Annotated in this window: 16 protein-coding genes; 8 read left to right on the forward strand and 8 right to left on the reverse strand. The window is 70.7% G+C overall.

Annotated features, from left to right (window positions below; genetic code table 11):
• Positions 1-53: 53 nt before the first annotated feature.
• The 3 genes from K8612_RS30260 to K8612_RS30270 form a co-directional block, all read right to left on the reverse strand.
• Positions 54-2705 (reverse strand): RND family transporter, encoded by a 2652-nt coding sequence (locus K8612_RS30260; RefSeq protein ID WP_223764814.1) that lies wholly within the window; start codon positions 2703-2705, stop codon positions 54-56.
• Positions 2706-2822: 117 nt separating this feature from the next.
• Positions 2823-4991 carry a site-specific recombinase gene (locus K8612_RS30265; protein ID WP_223743921.1) on the reverse strand — a complete coding sequence of 723 codons (2169 nt, stop codon included), beginning with the start codon at positions 4989-4991 and terminating at the stop codon, positions 2823-2825.
• 119 nt (positions 4992-5110) lie between these two features.
• Positions 5111-5701 carry an ABC transporter substrate-binding protein gene (locus tag K8612_RS30270; protein WP_223764845.1) on the reverse strand — a complete coding sequence of 197 codons (591 nt, stop codon included), beginning with the start codon at positions 5699-5701 and terminating at the stop codon, positions 5111-5113.
• Positions 5702-5940: 239 nt separating this feature from the next.
• Between K8612_RS30270 and metK the strand changes: the two genes are divergently transcribed.
• From metK to K8612_RS30285, 3 genes are all read left to right on the forward strand, one after another.
• Positions 5941-7131 carry a methionine adenosyltransferase gene (gene metK, locus K8612_RS30275; RefSeq protein WP_223743919.1) on the forward strand — a complete coding sequence of 397 codons (1191 nt, stop codon included), beginning with the start codon at positions 5941-5943 and terminating at the stop codon, positions 7129-7131.
• A gap of 128 nt (positions 7132-7259) precedes the next feature.
• The gene (locus tag K8612_RS30280) at positions 7260-8177 is read left to right on the forward strand and encodes a methionyl-tRNA formyltransferase (RefSeq protein ID WP_223743918.1); all 918 of its coding nucleotides are present in this window, start codon (positions 7260-7262) and stop codon (positions 8175-8177) included.
• A gap of 142 nt (positions 8178-8319) precedes the next feature.
• On the forward strand, positions 8320-8727 hold the full coding sequence (locus K8612_RS30285; protein WP_223764815.1) for a type II secretion system protein GspG: 408 nt from the start codon (positions 8320-8322) through the stop codon (positions 8725-8727).
• Between the two features lie 195 nt (positions 8728-8922).
• On the opposite strand, the gene K8612_RS30290 is transcribed toward K8612_RS30285, so the two are convergent.
• The gene (locus tag K8612_RS30290; RefSeq protein WP_223764816.1) at positions 8923-9396 is read right to left on the reverse strand and encodes a YchJ family metal-binding protein; all 474 of its coding nucleotides are present in this window, start codon (positions 9394-9396) and stop codon (positions 8923-8925) included.
• A gap of 127 nt (positions 9397-9523) precedes the next feature.
• On the opposite strand from K8612_RS30290, the gene K8612_RS30295 reads away from it, so the two are divergent.
• The 3 genes from K8612_RS30295 to K8612_RS30305 all read left to right on the forward strand — a co-directional run bounded on the left by K8612_RS30295 (position 9524) and on the right by K8612_RS30305 (position 12103).
• Positions 9524-10417, forward strand: coding sequence for an undecaprenyl-diphosphate phosphatase (locus K8612_RS30295; protein ID WP_223743915.1), 894 nt, complete (start codon positions 9524-9526; stop codon positions 10415-10417).
• A 14-nt stretch (positions 10418-10431) separates the two neighbouring features.
• The gene (locus K8612_RS30300; protein ID WP_223764817.1) at positions 10432-11055 is read left to right on the forward strand and encodes a CoA pyrophosphatase; all 624 of its coding nucleotides are present in this window, start codon (positions 10432-10434) and stop codon (positions 11053-11055) included.
• A gap of 127 nt (positions 11056-11182) precedes the next feature.
• Complete coding sequence (locus tag K8612_RS30305) at positions 11183-12103, forward strand: methyltransferase (RefSeq protein ID WP_223764818.1); 921 nt, start codon at positions 11183-11185, stop codon at positions 12101-12103.
• An 8-nt stretch (positions 12104-12111) separates the two neighbouring features.
• Here K8612_RS30305 and K8612_RS30310 read toward each other — a convergent pair whose 3' ends face one another.
• The 4 genes from K8612_RS30310 to K8612_RS30325 form a co-directional block, all read right to left on the reverse strand.
• A complete protein-coding gene (locus K8612_RS30310) occupies positions 12112-12705 on the reverse strand; it encodes a hypothetical protein (RefSeq protein ID WP_223764819.1) in 594 nt (197 codons plus the stop codon).
• A 3-nt stretch (positions 12706-12708) separates the two neighbouring features.
• Positions 12709-15132 carry a hypothetical protein gene (locus tag K8612_RS30315; RefSeq protein WP_223764820.1) on the reverse strand — a complete coding sequence of 808 codons (2424 nt, stop codon included), beginning with the start codon at positions 15130-15132 and terminating at the stop codon, positions 12709-12711.
• A gap of 119 nt (positions 15133-15251) precedes the next feature.
• On the reverse strand, positions 15252-16607 hold the full coding sequence (locus K8612_RS30320) for a sigma-54 dependent transcriptional regulator (protein ID WP_223764821.1): 1356 nt from the start codon (positions 16605-16607) through the stop codon (positions 15252-15254).
• On the reverse strand, positions 16604-17824 hold the full coding sequence (locus K8612_RS30325) for an ATP-binding protein (RefSeq protein WP_223764822.1): 1221 nt from the start codon (positions 17822-17824) through the stop codon (positions 16604-16606). The genes K8612_RS30320 and K8612_RS30325 overlap by 4 nt, the downstream gene beginning before the upstream one ends.
• A 79-nt stretch (positions 17825-17903) precedes the next feature.
• Here K8612_RS30325 and K8612_RS30330 point away from each other — a divergent pair, with 79 nt between their 5' ends.
• On the forward strand, positions 17904-19328 hold the full coding sequence (locus tag K8612_RS30330; RefSeq protein ID WP_223764823.1) for a serine hydrolase: 1425 nt from the start codon (positions 17904-17906) through the stop codon (positions 19326-19328).
• Positions 19329-20147: 819 nt separating this feature from the next.
• Complete coding sequence (locus K8612_RS30335) at positions 20148-20480, forward strand: hypothetical protein (RefSeq protein ID WP_223743907.1); 333 nt, start codon at positions 20148-20150, stop codon at positions 20478-20480.
• Positions 20481-20491: the final 11 nt, after the last annotated feature.

The following is a 20491-nucleotide window of genomic DNA, read 5'->3' on the forward strand; positions in this document are numbered from 1 at the left end:
GGAAGGCGGGGCCGAAAGGTCCGGCGCGGATATTAAGCGCTTCCTCCGCGCTGTCAGGCGGCGCGTGTGGAGGACGTGTCACCGCCGGAGGCGGAACCGCCCTCTTGCGAACGTCCCGCGTCCTTCTGGCGCTTGTCGTGCATGAGCTGCATCACCGCCGCCAGCACCGTGAAGGACACCAGCAGCGTGGTGATGAGGCCGATGCAGGCCACGAGGCCCATGGAGCGCAGGCCGTTGTGGCTGGCCACCAGCAGCGCCGCGAAGCCCGCCACCGCCGTCAGCGTGGAGGACGCCACCGCCGCGCCCACGCTGCGCAGCGCCACCAGCGGGGACGTGCCCTCCAGGAAGCGGTGCAAGAGGTACAGGCCGTGGCTCACGCCGAAGCCCAGGAGGATGGGCAGGATGATGATGTTCATGAAGTTCAGGCGCAGGTCGAACAGCGCCATGAAGCCCATCATCATCGCCAGGCCCACCGTCAGCGGAATCACGGACGCCAGCGCCAGCTTCGCGTTGCGGAAGTCCGCGAAGTGCATCACGAGAATCCACAGCGCGGTGAGGATGACCGTGAGCTTCGCGTCCTTGAGCACCATGCGCGCCAGCGACGCGTAGAGCTGCGTGGCGCCCGCGGCGCGGAACTCCTTCTCCACCGGCGGGCCGGAGGGGCCGGCGTCCGTGAACTTGCCCGGCGTCACCATGCCCTTGATGGAGCTGGTCTGGTCCGCGAACTGGAGCATCTGCTTGCCGTCCCACAGGTCCACGCTCGGGTAGATGAACGTGAGGTAGCCGTGGTTCTCCGGGCTCGTCGTGGGCAGGTGCCGGAACTGCGAGGCGTAGATCTCCGGCACGTGGTGCACGTCGAAGGGGCGCGCCTCCAGCATCTTGAAGAACAGGGCCGCCTTCTCCTGCGTCTCCGGCGGCAGCGCCTTCACGTCGATGTCCTTCAGCTCCTCCTGCCACTCCTCCAGGATCTTCGTGTTCGCCTGCGCGATGCCCTCCGGCGGCACGAAGGTGAACAGGCTCATCACCTGGGAGATGGCGGGGCGCTTCTTCGGGTCGGTCGTCAGCTCCTTGTAGAGGGCCTCCGTCTCCGCCAGGTCCTTGGTGTAGACGGCGAGCGGGTCGCTGGCGATCTTGAAGCGCGCGTTGATTTCATCCTGCAGCACCACGGACGGCTGGTTCGCCGGCATCAGCGCGCGGGTGTTGTAGTTGAAGCGCACGCCGTACGGCAGCCGCGCGAAGAAGCCCGCGTCCGCCGGGGGCTCGCCGCTCTTCCACGGGATGGCCGCGCCGCACACCACCGCCACAATCACGCAGCCCACCGCCAGCACCAGGCCGGGGCGCGGGATGCGCAGCTCCTTGCCGGTCGCGCTGACCGCGGGCGGCGGCTTCATGATGCCGATGAGCTTCTGCGGCAGCTCCGGGTCGCGCCGGCCGGCCAGCGCCAGCATCGCCGGGCACCAGGAGAACAGCGTGAAGCCCAGCATCAGCGTGCCCGTGCCGGCCAGGAAGCCGAACTGGGAGAAGCCTTTGAACTCGCTCACCATCAGCACGTAGAAGGAGCCCGCCACCACCACCGCGGACACCAGCGCCGGGCGGCCCGCGTTGATGACCGCGTCGCGGATGGCCACGTCGTAGCGCTTGCCCGCGCCCAGCTCCAGGCGCGTGCGGAAGATGAAGTGGATGCCGTAGTCGATGCCGAACCCCATCAGGATGCCGCCCAGGATGGAGGTGATCATGTTGAGCTCACCCAGCGTCGCGTAGGTGAAGCCCAGCGTGTACAGCGTGCCCGCCACCGTGCCGCTCACCACGATGAGCGTGGGCGCCCACTTGCGGAAGAACGCGATGGTGATGGCGAAGATGGCGACGAGCGCGATGATGGTGACCGGCTGGAGCGAGTCCTCGATGGCGTACGAGTCGTCCACCGCCGTCTTGTAGGAGCCCGTGAAGCCGTAGGCGACCGTCTTCTTGTCGCCCATCTTGTAGTAGTCCTCCACCAACTGCACGCCCGCGGCGTTGCTCTTGGAGTACTGCTCCAGGTCCCCGCGCAGCTTGTCCACGTACTGCTTCGTCTGGCCAATCTGGTTGGTGTCCCACATCGGCTTGATGAGGAGCAGCAGCAGCTTGCGGTCCTGGGAGATGTAGTAGTCGTCCGCGATGCTCTTGTTGCCAACGCTGGAGTACTTGTCGACCAGGTCCTGCAGGTCCAGCTTCACCGGCTCCGTCTTCTTGATCTCGATGTAGAAGGGGTTCGCGCGGCGGATCTGATCCTTGAGGAACGCCATGATGCGGCGCTTGCCCTCGGCCAGGTCCTCCGTCTTCACGAACAACACCATGTTGTTCTGAACGAACTCGACGGGAATCTTGTAGGTGACGGAGCGCGCGTTCTGCTTGTCCTTGCCCACCATCGCGGCCACGTCGTCCGCGACCTTCTTGAGCGTGGCCTCGTCGTCACCGCGGAAGGTGAGCATGAAGAAGCCGCTGCCGCCCACCATGTCGATGACCCGCTTGACGTCCTTCACCTCCTGCAGGTCCTGGGAGATGAGGTCCAACTGGTTGGAGTTGATGGTCAGCTTCGACGTGCCCCACACCGCCAAGCCGAGCAGCAGCAACAGCACGGTCATCACGGTGCCGGGGCGCCGGACCAGCATCTCTGCGTAGGCCAGGGCGAGGCGGGGCGGGGGATGGGAGGAAGGATTGCCGCTCATGGGCGCGGGACCCTACCGCCGAACGTCCCCGCCCGGAAGCAAAGCCCGGGATGCCTGTCCGCCCTACCTCCGCGCGAGACAGGGCCTCTTGGCTCTCGGGAATAACCCCTCGACGCGTCAGGTCCCCGGGGGCGCCGCCAGGGGGACGACCTGCTCCTCGGTCCCACCCGTGGCGGGCGCGTCGCGGGGCGGCAGGAGGAAGGGGAGCGGGCTGCGCAGGAAGCGCAGGAACACGGCGCCCAGGAAGCGGGGGCCCTCGCGGACCGGCACGTCGCGGGCGCGCAGGGCCACGCCCAGGGCCAGCGCGAAGGACACGCCGAAGTTGACGACGCCCACGATGAGCACCCCCGCGGCGGCCGCCAGGAAGCCCGGCTCCAGCACGGCGGAGGGGCCCAGCGCGCACCCGGCCAGGGCCAGCGAGCCGAAGGCGAAGGTGACGTGCCGCACGTCCAGGGGGACGCCGAAGAAGCCGCCCACGCCCGGCGCCACCGCGAGCAGCACGCCCAGGGTGACGCTGCCGCCCACGCCCGCGGCGTGGTGCTCGAGCGCGTCCGCCACCCTGCGCGCGCCGTTCACGCCGAAGACCGCGCGCAGCACCCGGTGGTGGGCCAGCGCCTCCGGCAGGCGGCGGTAGACGATGAAGTTCTCGAACCAGCCCGCGGCCACGCTGGACGCCCACAGCAGCACGCCGGTGAGCGCGGCGTAGAGCAGCGTGGCGCTCTTCCAGGGGTGGAGCGTGTCCACGACGTGGCGGGCCTTCTCCTGCGACAGGAACGTGTGGCCCGTGAGCGACTGGAAGCCCAGCGCGAGCGCCACCGCGACGGGCAGCACGCAGCCCAGGTTGCCCAGGATGGCCGCCAGTTGGGAGCGGGTGACGCGCGGCACCAGCGCGGACAGGCGCTCCATGCGCCGGGCGCGGCTGTCCGGGCCGGTGTCCTCGCCCACCGCCGCCGCCAGCGTGGAGGCCGTCATGGACGGCTGCTTGGTGGCCAGCGTGAGGCCCAGCAACTGCATCACCACGAAGGCGCCCGCGTAGTTGAGCGCGACGAAGAGGCCCGCGAAGAAGGGGGCCAGCGGCAGGCCCGTGAGGACGAACTTCATCGCGGCGGCGAACGCGGTGAGCAGCCCGCCGCCCGCGGCCGAGTGCACCATGTGGTGGAACTCGGCGGGCGTGGAGGTGATGTAGTGCTCACCGGTGTTGCCGGTGCGCTCGATGATCTTCCGCGCCATCAGCCGCGAGTTGCGCCGCACCAGCGCGCGCACGGAGCGGTCCGAGTGCGCCAGCCGCAGCAGGTCCGACAGGAGCGCCAGCGCCTCGCGCCAGCGGGGCTCGCCGCGGGGCGCGCCCAGCACCCGCGCGATGGCCTCCATCCGGTCCAGGCCGCGCTGGATGCGCTCCAGCCGGTACACCAGGTCCACGCTGACGCCGGAGTCCTCCAGGTGCCGGGTGACGGTGCGCACCACGCCGCGGCAGTCCTCCACCGCGCGGGCCAGGTCCGCCAGCGCCTCCTGGGCCCCGTCGCGCGCCAGCACCGCGTCGGACACCAGCCGCAGCCGCAGGAAGGGGGACGCGCGGAAGGCCAGGTCCGGGGTGCGGTCGCGCACGTCCTCCGCCAGCCCCAGCCCCGCCACCTGCACGCCCAGCAGCAGCAGCGCGTCCATCAGGTCCCCGCGCACGCGCGAGGACGGGGTGGGCTCCGGTGGGGGCGGCTCGCCCACCAGCGCCGTCAGCCGCGCCAGCAGCATGGGGGACAGCGCGCCCAGCCACTCCGCGTCCTCCGGCACCGGGAACAGGCGCAGGAGCAGCTCCGACAGCTTGCCCGGCTCCGGCGGCGCGGGCAGCACGCCGCGCACGAAGCGGTCCGTCAGCTCGGAGAAGAAGCCGTTGCCCGCGCTCAGGCCCACCTGGGCGAAGAGCTTCAGGCCCCGGCTGCCCGCGCACACCCCCGCCACCAGCCGGGTGACGGACGCGCGCAGGGCGCTCTCCCCCTCCAGCACGCGCACCAGCAGGGACAGCCGGGAGTTCGCGGGGGACAGCGCGCCGTCGTCCACGTCCGTGAGGCCGTGGGCGGGGATGCGGTCGCGCATCCAGTGGATCCACCGCTCCACCCACTCCAGGCGCGGCTCCAGGCCCTCGCCGGGGACCTCCAGCAGCAGCCGGAGCAGGTCCCTTACCGCGGGGTGGCCGGGGGCCCGGGGCGCGTACTGGACGCAGAACGCGTCCATCTCACGGTCGGACGGGGCACCCCGGAGCTGCAGCCGCGGGGCGGGGGTCGAAACACTCATTCGCCAGGCGCTCCGGGGGAGGGGGAACGCCCCAGCCTACCCGGCCCGCGCCTCCCCCGGGAATCCGAAGGAGCGGCGAGGGCCGGGTCGCCCGGCTGCCCGGGGGGCGGACGGCTGGATTACTTCAGCTTCACCGAACCCAGCTCGTTGTTCTTGGCACGCATGGCGCCGAGCAGCCCGTCCCAGCCACCCTCCTTGAAGAGGGGGCGGACCTGGTCGTCACGGATGCCGGTGAGCATGGAGTCGCCCAGCACGGACACGTCCACGACCTTCCAATTGGAGCCCACCTTCTCCACGGCGTACTTGAGCTTCATCTCCTGCTTCTTCAGCGGGTGGTTGATGAAGATGGTGGAGCCCACGAGCGCCTTGTCGCCGGTCACCTGCGGCTCGTCGTAGGTGATGGAGTCCAGGTTCTTGAAGTTCTCGCGCACCTTGGGGAAGGCGATCTTCGCGAACAGGCTCTGGAAGAGCTGGGTGAACTCCTTGCGCTGGGCGTCCGTGGCCTTGGTCCACTCTTCGCCCAGCAGGAAGAGGCCCTGCTGGTCGCCGCCCAGGTTCTCCAGGGCCTTGAGGTCCTTCTCGTAGCGCACCGACTGCACCACGGTCTTCACCGGCTTGGTGATGGCTTCGGAAGCCTTGGGCGCGGCGAGCGCGGGCACGGCGAAGGTGAGGGCAACCAGGAAGGGAAGGGTGCGAATGCGTGCGTTCACGTTCATATGGGTCGGTGACCTCCAGAAGAAGGGCGCGGGTCCTGTAGCCCAGGGGAACGCCGCGCGAACCATTAAATTCATCCGGCGGGCGGGCACACCTGGGGCGTCAGGTCCGCCTGCCCGAAGGGCGCTTGCGCTGAATAAACCCCCGTGGCGACAGGTTTGACTCTGCTGGGACCGCACGTTTAGTGTCCGCCCTCTGCGCTGCGTCACCGAATTAGCGCGAAGCCCGAGAAGACATGCCTACCGACTTCCTGTTCACGTCTGAATCCGTCACCGAGGGCCACCCGGACAAGATCGCCGACCAGATCTCCGACGGTGTGCTCGATGCCATCATCGCCAAGGATCCGCAGGCGCGCGTCGCCGTGGAGACGCTCGTGAAGACGGGCCTCGCCATCGTCGCGGGCGAGGTGACGACGAATTGTTACGTGGACATCCCGAAGATCGTCCGCTCGACCATCACGCGCATCGGCTACACCGACAGCTCCATGGGCTATGACGGCCACACGTGCGGCGTCATGGTGGCCATCGAGGGCCAGAGCCAGGACATCGCGCGGGGCGTGGACAACAAGAAGGACCAGGGCGCCGGCGACCAGGGCATGATGTTCGGCTTCGCGTGCGACGAGACGCCGGAGCTGATGCCCGCGCCCATCCACTACGCGCACCAGCTCACCCGCCGCCTGGCGGAGGTGCGCCGCAAGAACCACCCGTGGATCCGCCCGGACGGCAAGAGCCAGGTCACGGTGGAGTACAAGGACGGCAAGCCGCTGCGCATCGACGCGGTGGTGCTGTCCACGCAGCACTCGGATGACGTCTCCAACAAGAAGATCCAGGAGGCCATCCGCGAGGACGTCATCCTGAAGGTCCTGCCGAAGAAGCTCATCGACAACAAGACCAAGTTCTTCATCAACCCCACGGGCCGCTTCGTCATCGGCGGCCCCATGGGCGACTCGGGCCTCACGGGCCGGAAGATCATCGTCGACACCTACGGCGGCATGGGCCGTCACGGTGGCGGCGCGTTCAGCGGCAAGGACCCGTCCAAGGTGGACCGCTCGGCCGCGTACATGGGCCGCTACATCGCGAAGAACGTCGTGGCGGCGGGCCTGGCCAGCCGTTGCGAGGTGCAGGTGTCCTACGCCATCGGCGTGGCGGAGCCTGTCAGCGTGATGGTGGAGACCTTCGGCACGTCCACCGTGCCGGAAGAGCAGATCGCCCGCGCCGTGCGCCAGGTGTTCGGCCTGCGCCCGCGCGAAATCACGGAGCACCTGGACCTGCTGCGGCCCATCTACCAGAAGACCGCCGCGTACGGTCACTTCGGCCGCTCCGAGAAGGAGTTCACCTGGGAGCGCACGGACAAGAAGGACGCGCTCCGTGAGGCCGTCGCCGCCCCCGCCCCCAAGGCGCGCACGCCCCGCCTGAAGGCGGTCTGACGCACCGGACGCACTCCGGCTGAGCCCACGCGCTCGTCTCCTTCCCGGGGGCGAGCGCGTTTTCATTTCCGGGCATCGCGCGTGCGTTGGCCGGGCGCGCACGGCGGGTGAATTGTTAGGACACGGCCATGCCGACTCCGGGTGCCGCGTCTGGCTGGCGCATCGTGCTGCTCACCGTGGCCCCCGCGGTGGCGCACGACTTCACGTTGGCGCTGAGGGCCCAGGGGCATGACGTGGTGGCGCTGGTGGTGCCCGCGGGACTCCGGGGTCTGCGCCCGCTGGACCTGGAGGGGTGGGCGGAGCTGGGGCGGCTCTTCGAGGCCGCGCCGCCGCCGGTGGACGTGCTGTGGGTGAGCGAGCGGGCGCACCTGACGCCCCGGCTGGCGGGCCTGAAGCCGGACCTCCTCCTGTGCTTCTTCTTTCCGTGGAAGCTGTCGCCGGAGGCGCTGGCGCTGCCGAGGCTGGGAGCGGTGAACGTGCACCCGTCCCTCCTGCCGCGCTACCGGGGGCCCTGTCCGCTGGGGTGGGCGCTGCGCGAGGACGCTCGCGAGCTGGGGCTCACCTTCCACCGCATGGACGCGAGCTTCGACACCGGGCCCGTGCTCGCGCGGGGGACGTTCCCCGTGGTGGACGAGGACACGGAGGAGGTCCTCTTCGAGAAGCTCCTGCTCTCGGCGCGCGGGCTGTTGCCCGGGGTGGTGGAGGGCGTGGCGCGGGGAGAGGCGGGCGAGCTCCAGGCGGAGGCGGACGCCACCTTCGCGCCCTTCTTCGAGCCGGCGTACCGGGACATCGACTGGCGCGACAGCGCGCGCGCCGTGCACTTGAAGGTGCGCGCGTGCCGCTTCGCCTGTTGGCGCGAGGGGCGGGGCGAGGCGAGGGCGGTGCTCCAGGGCCGCTGGGTCCGGGTGCAGCGCACGCGGGCGTGGCGGGGCGAGGACCCCCACGCGCGGCCGGGCACGCTGCTGGCCCGGCAGGGGGATGAGCTGCTGGTGCAGTGTGGAGACACGCCGCTCTGGGTGGTGTCGCACGCGCCAGAGGACGCCTGAGCGGGCCGCTGCCGCACGGCCCTGGGGCGGAGTGACGTGGGCCCATGGGTTGCAATGGCAGTCATCCCGGAAGGCAGAGGGGCCTTCCGTGAGGGACACGCTGACAGCGGCCCGTGCCGGTCCGCGTGCCAGAAAGACAGACATGGACACGAAGCAGCGACGTCAGCGCGGCATGACGCTGATTGAAATCATGGTCGTCATCACCATCCTGGGCCTCATCGCGGCCGCCGTGGGCGTGTCGGTGATGGGGCAGTTCGGCCAGGCGAAGCAGCAGCGCGTGGGGCTGGACTTCGGCTCGCTGGGGCAGGGCCTCCAGTTGTACGCGATGAAGAAGGGCCGGCTGCCGGACACCTCCACGGGGCTGCGCGCGCTGGTGGAGGAGAACATCCTCCCGGAGCTGCCGCGCGACCCGTGGGGCAATGACTACGTGTACACGCTGGACAAGGGCGTGCCGGCCATCGTGTCACTGGGCGCGGATGGCGCGCCGGGCGGCGACGGGGATGACCGGGACCTCTCGTCGCTCGACCGGGACGCGCGGTCCCGAGGGTGACGTGAGGAGGAAAGGGTGCTGCCCGAGTGGAGAAGCCACGATTGGGTGGCGTTTCAGGCCAGGAGCGGATTCGAACCGCGAGCCCCATGGTGGTGGAGCCTTACCAGAGCGTGTAGGGCCTCTCCGGCCGGGCAGCACCTCCAGGGACGCAAACGCCGCGAGAATCCTGACGGGGATTTTCGCGGCGGCGCCCTTTCAGTCCGCGGGGAAGGTCTCGAGCGTGAGGGACTCCGGCGGGACCTTCAGCTCGCGCGGCAGCTTGAGGACGCCGTCCAGGTAGCGCCAGCCGGTGCCGTCGTGGCGGAAGTCCGAGCGCTCCACGAAGGACTGGTCCCTTCCCTTCTCGAACACCCTGGCGAAGAAGAGGACGCGGGCGAGCCCCGAGTCGTCCGGCGGCTGGTGACCCATGACGACCAGCCCCGGGTACTGGTGGGCCTGGGCGAAGGCGCGCAGCTCGCGCACGACGTCCGCTTCCGGACGGGCCCTCATCGGGTGTTCAGGGTGGAGCGTCTTCCAGAGGTAGGCGGCGTCGCGCTGCGCGAAGGCGCTGTAGCGGCTGCGCATGAGGCGCTCGGCGTCCGGGGCTTCCGCCTCGCCTTTGTGGAAGGGGGCGCAGCACTGCTTGTAGCGCTGGCCGGAGGAGCAGGGACACAGGGGGACGGGGGGCATGGCGGGGGCCAAGCCTACCCGGCTTCCCCGCGTGGACGGTCGAATGGCGGACCCGGACCCCGGTGTGGGGAACCTTCGCGCTTGCGGGGCAGGGGGGCAGGGCATATCCCTGGCGGCCACGCCCCCTATGAGCCTGCTCGAAGCCATCGTCCTGGGTCTGGTCCAGGGTCTCACGGAGTTCCTGCCCATCAGCTCCACCGCGCACCTGCGCATCACGCCGGAGCTGTTCGGCTGGCCGGATCCGGGCGCGGCGTACTCGGCCATCATCCAGTTGGGCACGGTGGCCGCGGTGCTCATCTACTTCCGCAAGGACATCGTCGCGCTGGTGAAGGCGTTCGTCGTGGGGCTGGTGAAGCGGGACCCGTTCGGCACGCTGGAGGCGCGGCTCGCGTGGTTCGTGGGCGTGGGCACGCTGCCCATCGGCATCTGCGGGCTGGCGTTCAAGAAGCTCATCGAGACGCAGTTCCGTTCGCTCTACGTCATCGCGGGCAGCCTCATCGTGCTGGCCATCGTGCTGTTCGTCGTGGAGAAGCGCGCGTCGCACCAGCGCACCGTGGCGGACATGACGTGGAAGGACGGCATCCTCATCGGCCTGTGGCAGGCGCTGGCGCTGGTGCCGGGGTCGTCCCGGTCCGGCACGACGCTCACGGGCGGCCTGTCGCTGGGGCTCAAGCGCGAGGACGCGGCGCGCTACTCGTTCCTGCTGTCCATTCCGGCGACGACGCTGGCGGGCATCTTCGAGTTGAAGCACCTGCTGGAGGCCACGCAGCGTCCGTCGACGGTGGCACTGGTGGTGGGGACGCTGGTGGCCTTCCTGTCGGGCATGGCGGCCATCGCGTGGCTGTTGAGCTTCCTGAAGCGGCGCACCACCTTGGTGTTCGTGGTGTACCGCATCGCGCTGGGGCTGCTGCTGCTGGGGCTGTTGCAGGCGAACGTCCTCAAGCCGATGTCCGGCGTGGAGAACCTGGCGACGCCCGAGGCTCCGACGAAGCCTCCGGTGGAGAAGCAGATCACGGACTGAGGAAGGGGGAGGTCGTGCGCGTGCAGGCCCTGTTCGATGCGCTGGAGACGCGGCTGACGGCGAGGCCGGCGCGGACGTTCGAGTGGAAGGGCCGGGCGCTGCGAGAGGCCGCGGTGCTGGTGCCCCTCTTCGAGCGGGACGGCGTGCCCCACGTGGTCTTCACCCGGAGGCCCGCCACCCTGCGCACGCACGCGGGGCAGTACGCGTTCCCGGGCGGAGGCCAGGAGGCCCGGGACGTCACCCCGGTGGAGACCGCGCTGCGCGAGACGGAGGAGGAGCTGGGCATCGCGCGTACCCACGTGCGCGTGCTGGGCCTGCTGGACGAGACGCCCACCACGTCCGCGTACCGCATCCGCCCCTACGTGGGCGTCGTCCCGGGGGACGGGCGGTACGTGCCCAACCCGGTGGAGGTGGACCTGGTGCTGGAGGTGCCGCTGGCGCGCCTGCTGGACCCCACCATCCTCCGCGTGGAGCGGCACACGTGGGAGGGGATGGAGCACGACGTGCACTTCTACACGCACGGCGAGCACGTCATCTGGGGCGCCACGGGGCGCATCCTGCGCAACTTCCTGCAGTTCGTGGCGGAGGTGCCGGGCATCCACGACCTGCTGGACGCTCCCCCGCCTGCTGGCCGCTGAGCCACGAGGCCGTGCTGGCGGGCGGCCCCCGCGGAGGGCGCCTTGTCGCTCCGGAGGGCCGGTCCCACGTTGAGGGGGAAGCCTTCGAAAGGGCGCGTACGTGGACGGTGGCAATGGGGGCGGGGCCATGGAGGTGAGGGAGGCCGCGCTGGTGGCGCTGGGAGAGGCTCTGCGCGCCAGGGGGTATGCCTTCACGACGGTGACTCCGGAGACGCACCGGCGGGTGAACGCGCGGCCGGGGGCGAAGGTGGCCCATTCGGTCCGGGACGTGTTCGGGTGGAGCCGTCCCTTCGGGCCGGGCGTGCTGGAGCCGCGGATGGTGGCGCTGCTGGAGGAGGCGGGCGCGCTGGTGGACTGCGAGGACGGGACGCACCGCAGCCGGGTCCGGTTCTCCAGCCTGGGCGCGGGCCTGTATGTCCACTCCGCGTGGCCCACGTCGCAGCAGGACGCGGTGTTCTTCGGGCCGGACACCTACCGGTTCTGCGCGTTGCTCCAGCGGGTGCCGGGCAGCTTCCGGCGCGTGGTGGACCTGGGGTGTGGCTCCGGAGCCGGTGGCCTGTCGGTGGCGGCGAGGAGCGCGCAGGTGGTGCTCGCGGACCTGAACCCGTTGGCGCTGGAGTACTCGCGGGTGAACGCGAGGCTGAACGACGCGCGCGCGGTCCAGGCGGTGCAGTCGGACCTGCTGCGGGACGTGTCCGGCCGGTTCGACCTGATCATGGCGAACCCGCCGTACCTGGCGGACACGGACAAGCGCACGTACCGGGACGGTGGCGGCACGCACGGCACGGAGCTGTCGGTGCGCATCGTGCGTGAGGGCGTGGAGCGCCTGGAGCCGGGCGGGACGCTGGTGCTCTACACGGGCGCGCCGGTGGTGGACGGCGAGGACCTGCTGCGCACCGCGCTGGAGCCGGTGTGGCGGGGAGCGCCGCTCGCGGAGGTCCGCTACGAGGAGCTGGACCCGGACGTGTTCGGCGAGGAGCTGGAGAAGGCGCCCTACGCGGGCGTGGAGCGCATCGCGCTGGTGGCGCTGGTGGCGCGGCGGGGCTGAGGGCCGCGTCAGGGCGGCCGGCTCACGTCGCAGCGGCCGGTGGCCTGTCGCGCCAGGTCCTCCGCCACGGAGCGCAGCAGGCTCCCCAGGACGGGCGTGCCGGAGGACGAGGCCTCGCCTTGCGTGAGCCAGCGCGCCATGCGGCCCAGGCTCGCGGCGGTCACGACCTGGAGCCGCACCTCCACCTGCACCACGAAGTGCTCGTCCGCTCCGGGCCTCGCGTCCAGCGTCCAGGCCACGCGCTCCAGATCCAGCGTGCCCACGCCTCCTGTCAGCTCACGCCCGTCCAGCACGTAGCCGTCGCGGGTGAAGGCGAGCACCTGGGTGACTCGCGCGCTGTCCAGGTGCGCGTCGAACCAGAAGGCGCGGCGCCGCCAGAGCGTCAGCTCCACCTCCAGCTTTCCCGCGAGGCCCAGCCGCACCAGCCGGTCCAGCTCCGGGGAGATGAAGGCGCGTGCCTCCGGCCGGACCATCACGCGCTTCCCGGAGAGCGTCGCGGTGCAGGCCGCGGACGCCTCTTCCGCGCGCGCGCCGGACGCGAGCAGGCCCGCCGCGACGGCGAGCGCCGCGCCTTGCCCGCGCTTTGTGGCGTGCCTTCCCATGGCTCAGAAGGTCCGGTTGAACAGCAGGCGCGCCTCGGGGGTGAGCTGGGCCTTCTCGTCGAGGCGCCATGCGGCCTCGAAGCGCACGGCGTCACCGAGGTGGAGGCTTCCGCCCAGGCCCAGCCGCGGATCCGACCACGCGCTCGCGGCATGCACCGACCCCAGGTCCGCGAAGATGCCCAGGCCGTGCCAGCGGTACTCGGCGCTCGCGAGCACCGAGCTGTCTCCGCCCCGGAACTCCTTGAAGCCGAAGCCTCGCAGCGCGGTCCAGCCTCCCAGCGCCTCCTGCTTCTGGAGCGGCAGGTCGTGCCCCGTCGCGGCCCGCAGGCGCAGGCTCAGCCCCGTGTGCCAGTTCATGGGCACGTCCATGGCGACGTCGCCCACCAGCTTCCAGAAGCGCGCGTCCGCGCCGCCCGCGCCCGGGCCTTCACCCACCTCCAACGTCACGAAGCCGCGCAGCGCGGGCTCGCGCTTCCAGCTCTTGTGGCGCTCGAAGAGGGACGTCTCCGGCGTGCGGAAGAGGGAGCCCACGCGCGTGCCACGCTCCGCGGCGCCGCTGTACTCCAGCCGCACCACCGCGGAGCGGAAGCGCCCCTCGTCCACCGGCGCGTTCGGGAACGGCGGGTCGTCGCTCCGGAAGAGGCTGAGCGGCGGCGTGAAGGACTGGAGCGAGCTCATCGTGTCACCGCGCACCTCCACGCCCGCGAGCCACGACTCCGCCCAGCGCCAGGTGGCGAAGGCCGTGAAGCCCTGACGGCGGAAGTAGTCCCGGTCCGGCCGGTTGATGAGGAACGAGTAGAAGTACGAGTCGAAGTCCCCCAGCCGCCAGCGGTCCAGCGTGTCGATGAAGTCGTGCACCTGCGCGCCGAGCTCCTCGATGCCCAGCCCGGGCAGTTGCACCTTGGCGCCGCCCAGCAGGTTCACGCGGCGCTGGCTGCGCGTGCCTTCCGGGTCGTCCGGGATGCGCTGTCCGCCCAGCCGCAGCGGGATGAAGAACGCGCCCTCCAGCGTCGTGTGCACGCGGTCCCGCGGGTCGAAGATGCGCAGGCTCGCGGACAGCCCCGGGGCGAAGCCCGTCACCTGCGTGTGCACGGGTAGCAGGTCCACGTCCAGGTCCGGAGGACGCGGGCGCACGTGGACGATCAGCCGCTTCCCCTCCAGCGAGAGGCCGTCGCTCCCGGCGCCGGAGCCTCCGTGGAACATCCGGCTCCAGCCCAGCTCGAACTCCACGCGCTCGTGGCGCCGCGACCCGCGGCGGGGCTCCTCCTTCGTGCGGTAGTGCCGCGTGCCGTCGGCCTCGCGCTCCTCGACGATGCGCACGCGCGTGCGGTCGTCCTGGAGGTCCTCGCTGTCCACCGCGCGCAGGAAGGGCAGCCGCGACTCCAGGCGCTCCATGGCGCGGCGGGCATCACTCCGGAGGAAGACGTCGCCGGGCTCCAGGCCCAGGGCCTCCCGCACGCGCGAGGCCATCGGCTCGTCCACGCCGCGCACCTCCACGGACTCCAACCGGCCTTCGTCCACCGTCACGACCAGCCGGCCCGCGGGGGACAGCGTGGCGGACACCGTCGCGAGCAGGTAGCCGTCGTCCTCGCGGAGCGTCTTGAGGAGCCGGTCGAGCGCGGCGTCCAGGCCCCCCAGCATGATGCCGGGACGGAACGCACCGCCCTCCCTCCGCGCCAGCCACGTGCGGGGCGGGCGCGGCGCGGGGCAGGGGCTGACGACCTTCACCCTCCCGTGGCGCTTGTGGACGCGCAGCGTGGTGAGCTCGTCCTCCGCGTCGTCCTCGTCGAGGGGAGGGGAGGACCGCTCGAACAGCGCATCCCACAATTCGTCGGGCCGGAGGTCCTGAAGGCCTTCGAACTCCACCGACGTGAGCGTGGGGTTCTCCTGCAACGTCACCTCGAGCAGGGCCGGACCGGGGTCGCTGACGCGAACGCGGGGCTCCATGCGCGCGAAGAGGCCGGTGCGTGCCAGGCGGTGCAGCAGGGACTGCACCTGCGTGGCCGTCAGGGGACGCGAGGTCTCCTCCGTGGCAGGCGCGCCGACGAGCTTGCGGACCTGCGCGTCCGTGAGCCGCTGGAGCCCGCGAAACTCCAGCCCCGTGGGCGTGAGTCCCCGGCCATCGACCTCCACCTGCAGGGCCCCCAGGACCGTGGAGTCCGAGAGGTCGCCATCGTCCTCGGTGAAGCCCTCCGGGCACGTCGAGTCGCTGGAGTCCTGCGCGGTGACGGTGCCCTCGGATGAAGTGCCGGAAGGGTTGCCCTCTTGAGCGTGGCGGAGCGTGTCGTCGGCGGTGGAGGTGCCGGCCGCGTTGCGGTCCGAAGGTGCGGAGGAGCCACCGGCATCCGGTGGGGTTTGGCCCATGGCCGTGAGCGAGATGAAGCAGAGCGCCAATGCGAGACGGTTCATGGAGGGCGGCAGGAGCATGCTCCGTTCCAGGTGGGGCCTCACGGCAAGTGCCCGGAACGACGGAGGGCGAGCAGTCGGGCGGATGTCATGGACACATCCGGATGTGTCGGGCGGTTGTGGCCGTGACATCGCGCGGCTCACGAGGAGACGGGCAGACCCAGGGCCTTGATGCGCCGGTAGAGGTTGCCCCGGTCCACCTGGAGGAGGCGCGCGGCCCCGGCGATGCTTTCACCTTCTCGGAGCGCGGCGCGGATGAGGTCCCGCTCGAAGTCCTCCACGAGCTCGCGGTAGCTCTTGTCCCCCAGCGCCCTGCGCGGCGCGGGCGCGGTGCCCGTGGGAGCCGCCACCGCGTCCGGTCCCAGCTCCAGCGGACCGTCGCCCCGGAGCAGGTTCAGCCGTTCGATGACGTTGCGCAGCTCGCGCACGTTGCCGGGCCACGGGTAGGCGCGCAGCGCGGTCTCCGCTCCCGGCGCGAGCACGAGCGGCGTCCTGGGGCCCGCGAGCTCCGCGGCGAAGACTCGCGCGAGGGGCAGCAGGTCCTCGGGGCGCTCGCGCAGCGGCGGCAGGTGCAGCGGCAACACGTTGAGCCGGAAGAAGAGGTCCTGCCGGAACCGGCCTTCCTTCACCGCGCGGCCCAGGTCCTGGTGCGTCGCCGCGAGGATGCGCACGTCCACCGGCACCGGCAGCGTGCCGCCCAGCCGTTCGACCTGACGTGTCTCCAGCACGCGCAGCAGCTTGGCCTGGAGCTCCAGCGGCATGTCCCCCAACTCGTCGAGGAACAGCGTGCCGCCCTGCGCCTGTTCGAAGCGGCCCGCGCGCCGCGCCACCGCGCCGGAGAAGGCGCCTCGCTCGTGGCCGAACAGCTCGCTCTCCAGCAGGGTGGAGGGGATGGCCGCGCAGTTGACCGCCACCAGCCGGCCCTTGCGCCCGGAGGCCTTGTGCAGCGCCTGCGCCACGCGCTCCTTGCCGGTGCCTGTCTCGCCGGTGATCAGCACCGCCGTGTCGCTGGGGCCCACGCGCGCGATGAGCTGGCGCAGGGACTCCATGGCCGGGCTCTCGCCCACCAGGTTCCCCGGCTGGGCCAGCGCGTCCAGCAGACGCTCGCGCTCCTCGCGCAGCGCGCCCAGGGCCAGCGCGTTGTGCAGCGCCGTGAGGAGGCGCTCGGGGGACGGAGGCTTCTCCACGAAGTCCGTGGCCCCCAGCTTCAGGGCCTGCACGGCTTCGGAAGGAGAGGCTTCGCCGGACAGGACCACCACCGGGACGGGCAGGGGCTTGGGCAGGCGCGCGAGCAGCTCCAGCCCCGTCTCACCGGGCATGCGCAGGTCCAGCAGCATCAGCGCGGGCGTCGCGTCCGGTGCTTCGAGCAGGCGTGAAGCCTCCGCCGTGGAGCGGGCCTCCACGGTGGAGAAGCCTCCGTCTTGCAGCAGCCCTCGCACGGCCCGGATGACGCCGGGGTCGTCGTCGACGATGAGGATGCGGGCGCCGGTCTTCATGCGGTCACCTGGGAGGCATCGGAAGGCAGCACCACCTGGGCCCGGGTGCCTCCCCGGGCGCCGGGCTCCAATCTCAAGGTGCCGCCGTGCTCGTGGGCGATCTTCTGCGCGATGGGCAGGCCCAGCCCGCTGCCGCCCGGCTTGGTGCTGAACAGGCCCCGGGTGAGGGCAGGGCCCTCCAGCACGCCCGGGACGCCGCTGCCGCCGTCGCTCACGGTGACGTGCACCCGGCCGTCCGCCGCTTCGTGCAGCGCGACGTGGACGGGTGGGGCGCCGGAGGGTGAGGCCTCGGTGGCGTTCTTCACCAGGTTGCCGAAGAGGCGGCGCAGTCCGTCCGGGTCCGCGCGCAGGGACACCTCCTGGCCGGGGTCCAGCACCACGGGCACCGGCGACGTGCCCGCGTACAGCGCGCACACCTCCGCGAGCAGCGGACGCAGCGCGACGTCCTGGAAGCGGGGGGCGGGCAGGCGCGCGAAGGTGGAGAAGCTCTGGGTCATGCGCATGAGCAGGTCCACCTCCTCCTGGAGGAGCGCCACGGCTTCGGCGAGGCGCGTCGGGTCTGGCGGGGTGTCGGCATCCCGAGGGGACAGACGCGCGAGCGACAACCTCATTGCGGTCAGGGGGTTCTTCAACTCGTGGGCGAGCGCCCGGGCCACGTCCTGCCACGCGGCGATCTGCTCGGCGGCCTTGAGGTGTTCGCGCTGGTCCAGCAGCTCCTGGCCCATGCGGTTGAACTGGCCCAGGAGGAACTGGAGCTCGTCGCGAGCGGGCTCGGGCACGGGCAGGCGGACGGACAGGTCTCCGCGCGAGTAGGCCCGCATGCCGTCCAACAGCGTGGCCATGGGGCGCGTGAGGACGCGGCCCAGGAGCACGGCGGACACGGCCAGCACGACGGCTGCGATGGCGCCCACCGCGGCGATGAACACGGGCACGCGGCGCACCAGGGCCCGCCGCGCCAGCTCCGCCTGCGCCAGGTTCAACCGGGCCTCGTCGAGCGCGTCCGGCGGCAGCCCCCGGCGGCTCAGCTCGTCGGAGACGTCGTCGAGCACGGCCTCCACGGGCGCGATGGAGATGGAGAGCACGCGCTCCAGCACGCCCTGGGCGAGGGCGCCCAGCAGCGCCAGGGGGATGAGGCCCGCGAGCAGCATCACCGCCAGCAGGCGCCGGCGGAAGCGGAACGGAGGCGGGGGAGGGCCTCTGGATGGCGCACGGCTCATGGCGAGCTGTTCATATCGCGGAGCGTGCATCGTTCGCGTGGACGCGGACTCCTGAAGGGGAACCCCGACTGGAAACCCCATGCGCCCTTCCCTGAAGTCGCTCGCGTTGACGGTGGTCTTCCTGATGGGCCTGCTGGTGGCCCGTCCCGTCCAGGCCCAGGACCCGCTCCGTGGGCGTGAGTCGCTCCGCGAGCGCATCGACGCGTTCGTGCGCGCGGAGCAGAAGCGGCTGGGGGTGCCGGGGCTCGCCGTGGGGGTGGTGAGTCACGGCCGGGTGGTGCTGGCGAAGGGATATGGGTTCGCGAACCTGGAGCACCAGGTCCCGGTGGAGACGGACACGCTCTTCCAGTCGGGGTCGTTGGGGAAGATGTTCACCGCGACGGCGGTGATGCTCCAGGTGGAGGCGGGGCGCGTGTCGTTGTCCGACAGCGTGACGAAGTACTTCCCGGACGCGCCCGCGACGTGGAAGCCCATCACGGTGCGCCACCTGCTGACGCACACGTCTGGCATCAAGGACCTGGAGGGGCTGCTCGACGAGCGCAAGGACTACACGGAGCAGGGGTTCGCGGAGTTCATCTACTCACTGCCGTTGCAGTTCCCGGCGGGGCTGCGGTGGAGCTACAGCAACTCCGGCTACGTGCTGCTGGGCATCCTGGTGAACCGCGTCGCGGGCATGACGTACCAGGAGGTCCTGGGGCGCCAGGTCTTCAAGCCCGCGGGCATGAAGACGGCGCGAGGCATCAGCGAGGCGGACGTCATCCCGAACCGCGCGGCGGGTTACCAACTGGTGGGTGGCGTGGTGAAGAACCAGCGCTGGGTGTCGCAGTCGTTGAACACGACGGGGGATGGCGCGCTCTACTGCTCGCTGAAGGACATGCTGGCCTGGGAGGAGGCGGTGGAGAAGCGGGACATCCTGTCGCGGGGCAGTTGGAAGGAGATGTTGTCACCGGCGAAGTTGAACAGCGGCGCTCCCTGGCCGTACGGCTTCGGGTGGGAGGTGCTGGAGCGCAACGGCCAGCCGCTGCACCAGCACACGGGAGCGTGGCAGGGGTTCCGGACGGCCTACGCCCGCTTCCTGGGGGACGGGCTGTCCATCGTGGTGCTGGCGAACATGGACCGGTCGAACCCGATGCTGTTCGTGGAGGGCATCGCGGCCATCGTGAATCCGGCGCTCGCGGTGCCGCCGCTCAAGCCCATTTCGGACACGGAGCCGGAGGTCACGGCGTTTCTCACGGAGCTGTTGGAGAAGACGCGGCAGGGAGCCTGGGAGCCGTCGATGTTCGCCTACGTGCCGGACCGGTACTTCGAGGAGGCCGGGCCGGTCTTCCAGTCCCTGTTGCAGACGCTCGGACCCGCGGGGCCGCTGGTGCTGGCGAAGCGGGAGACGAAGGGCGACGACCGCATCTACACGTACCTGGTGCAGTTCGGCACCGCGACGTGGCGGTACCGCGTGGGCCTGACCGCCGACAACCGGGTGACCCTGTTCACCCTCCAGGTGAACTGAAGCGAACTTGTAACTGCGGCTTACAAGTTGCCATCCCGGCTCCGTCGAGGATGGCAACGTCCTCAGAACTGCAGGTACACGTACGGCCGGGTCTCCAGCGTGGACAACTGGCGGATGCCTGCGACTCGAACACGGGGCGTTAGCGCCGGGATGCCGTCGAATACTGCGTCTCCATCTACAAGACGCCGCAAGACTGGCGTGTCTCCTGGCCCATCCGGAGCTTCGTGGGAGAGGAGTCCGGTTGCCGGCCTGCCTATGGCGGCGTGGATGACGAGGAGTTCGGATCCGATGTGCCCATCTTCGGGTTCGCTCACAACCATCCCTGCGGAACCCCTGTCAGCAGCCGCGACCTGAAGGTCTTTCCCGCGATGAGGATGGAGCAGGGCGGATGGGTGGTCGTGACCTATGGCGCGACCCCCAGCGGGAAGCTGATCAGGGACTCGCGTGGTGAGTTGGTTCCGGCCTGGGGATGGCTTGCCACAGGGCATCGGGACTCACCCCGCTTCTACAAGTGGAATCAGGCCGGCTGGATGTACCGGTGGCATGAGCAACGCAGGGACTGGGAACGGGTATCGACCTGCCAGCCCGGGACGCCTCCTGGCCCTCTCAGCCCTCGTGGAGGTCCTCCGGAATGCATCCCCGCGTTGGAGTGGTAGAAGGTTCACGGCTCCACTCGAGGAGACGCCCATGCTGAGACCCCACGCCCTGCTTCTCCTCGTGTCGCTTCTCCAGGACGGAGGAACGGAGCCGGCCCGGTCAGCGCATTCCATCGTGAAGAACCCCGCGTTTCCCGCTGCCTCCGCAGGCTCGGATGCGGGAGTGCGCGCGCCCATTGTCGCGGAAGGCATCCAGTGGCCTGACGACCTTCAGCCCCTGGCGACCCTGGACGGGCCCGCGGTCCTGGCCGCGCACGCAGCATTGCAGCGGAGGCTCTCCCGCTATCCCAAGGAGTACGCCAGGAGTTGCGCCTTCTCGGCGAAGGGAATGGAGGTCATCGTGGGTGAGGAGCGGGGGATGTACTTCGTCCGCATCAACCCTCGACCTGACAGGTGCGGATGGGCACCCGGCACCGTGCTCGCGTTCGACGAATTCGAGCTGTACGCCGTCTCACCCGAGGGAAAGGTGTTGGCGCGGTATCCGTACGTGCCCTGAGCGAACGGTGC

Origin of the sequence: Corallococcus sp. AS-1-6, assembly GCF_020037015.1 — a bacterium.
Classification (GTDB): Bacteria; Myxococcota; Myxococcia; order Myxococcales; family Myxococcaceae; genus Corallococcus.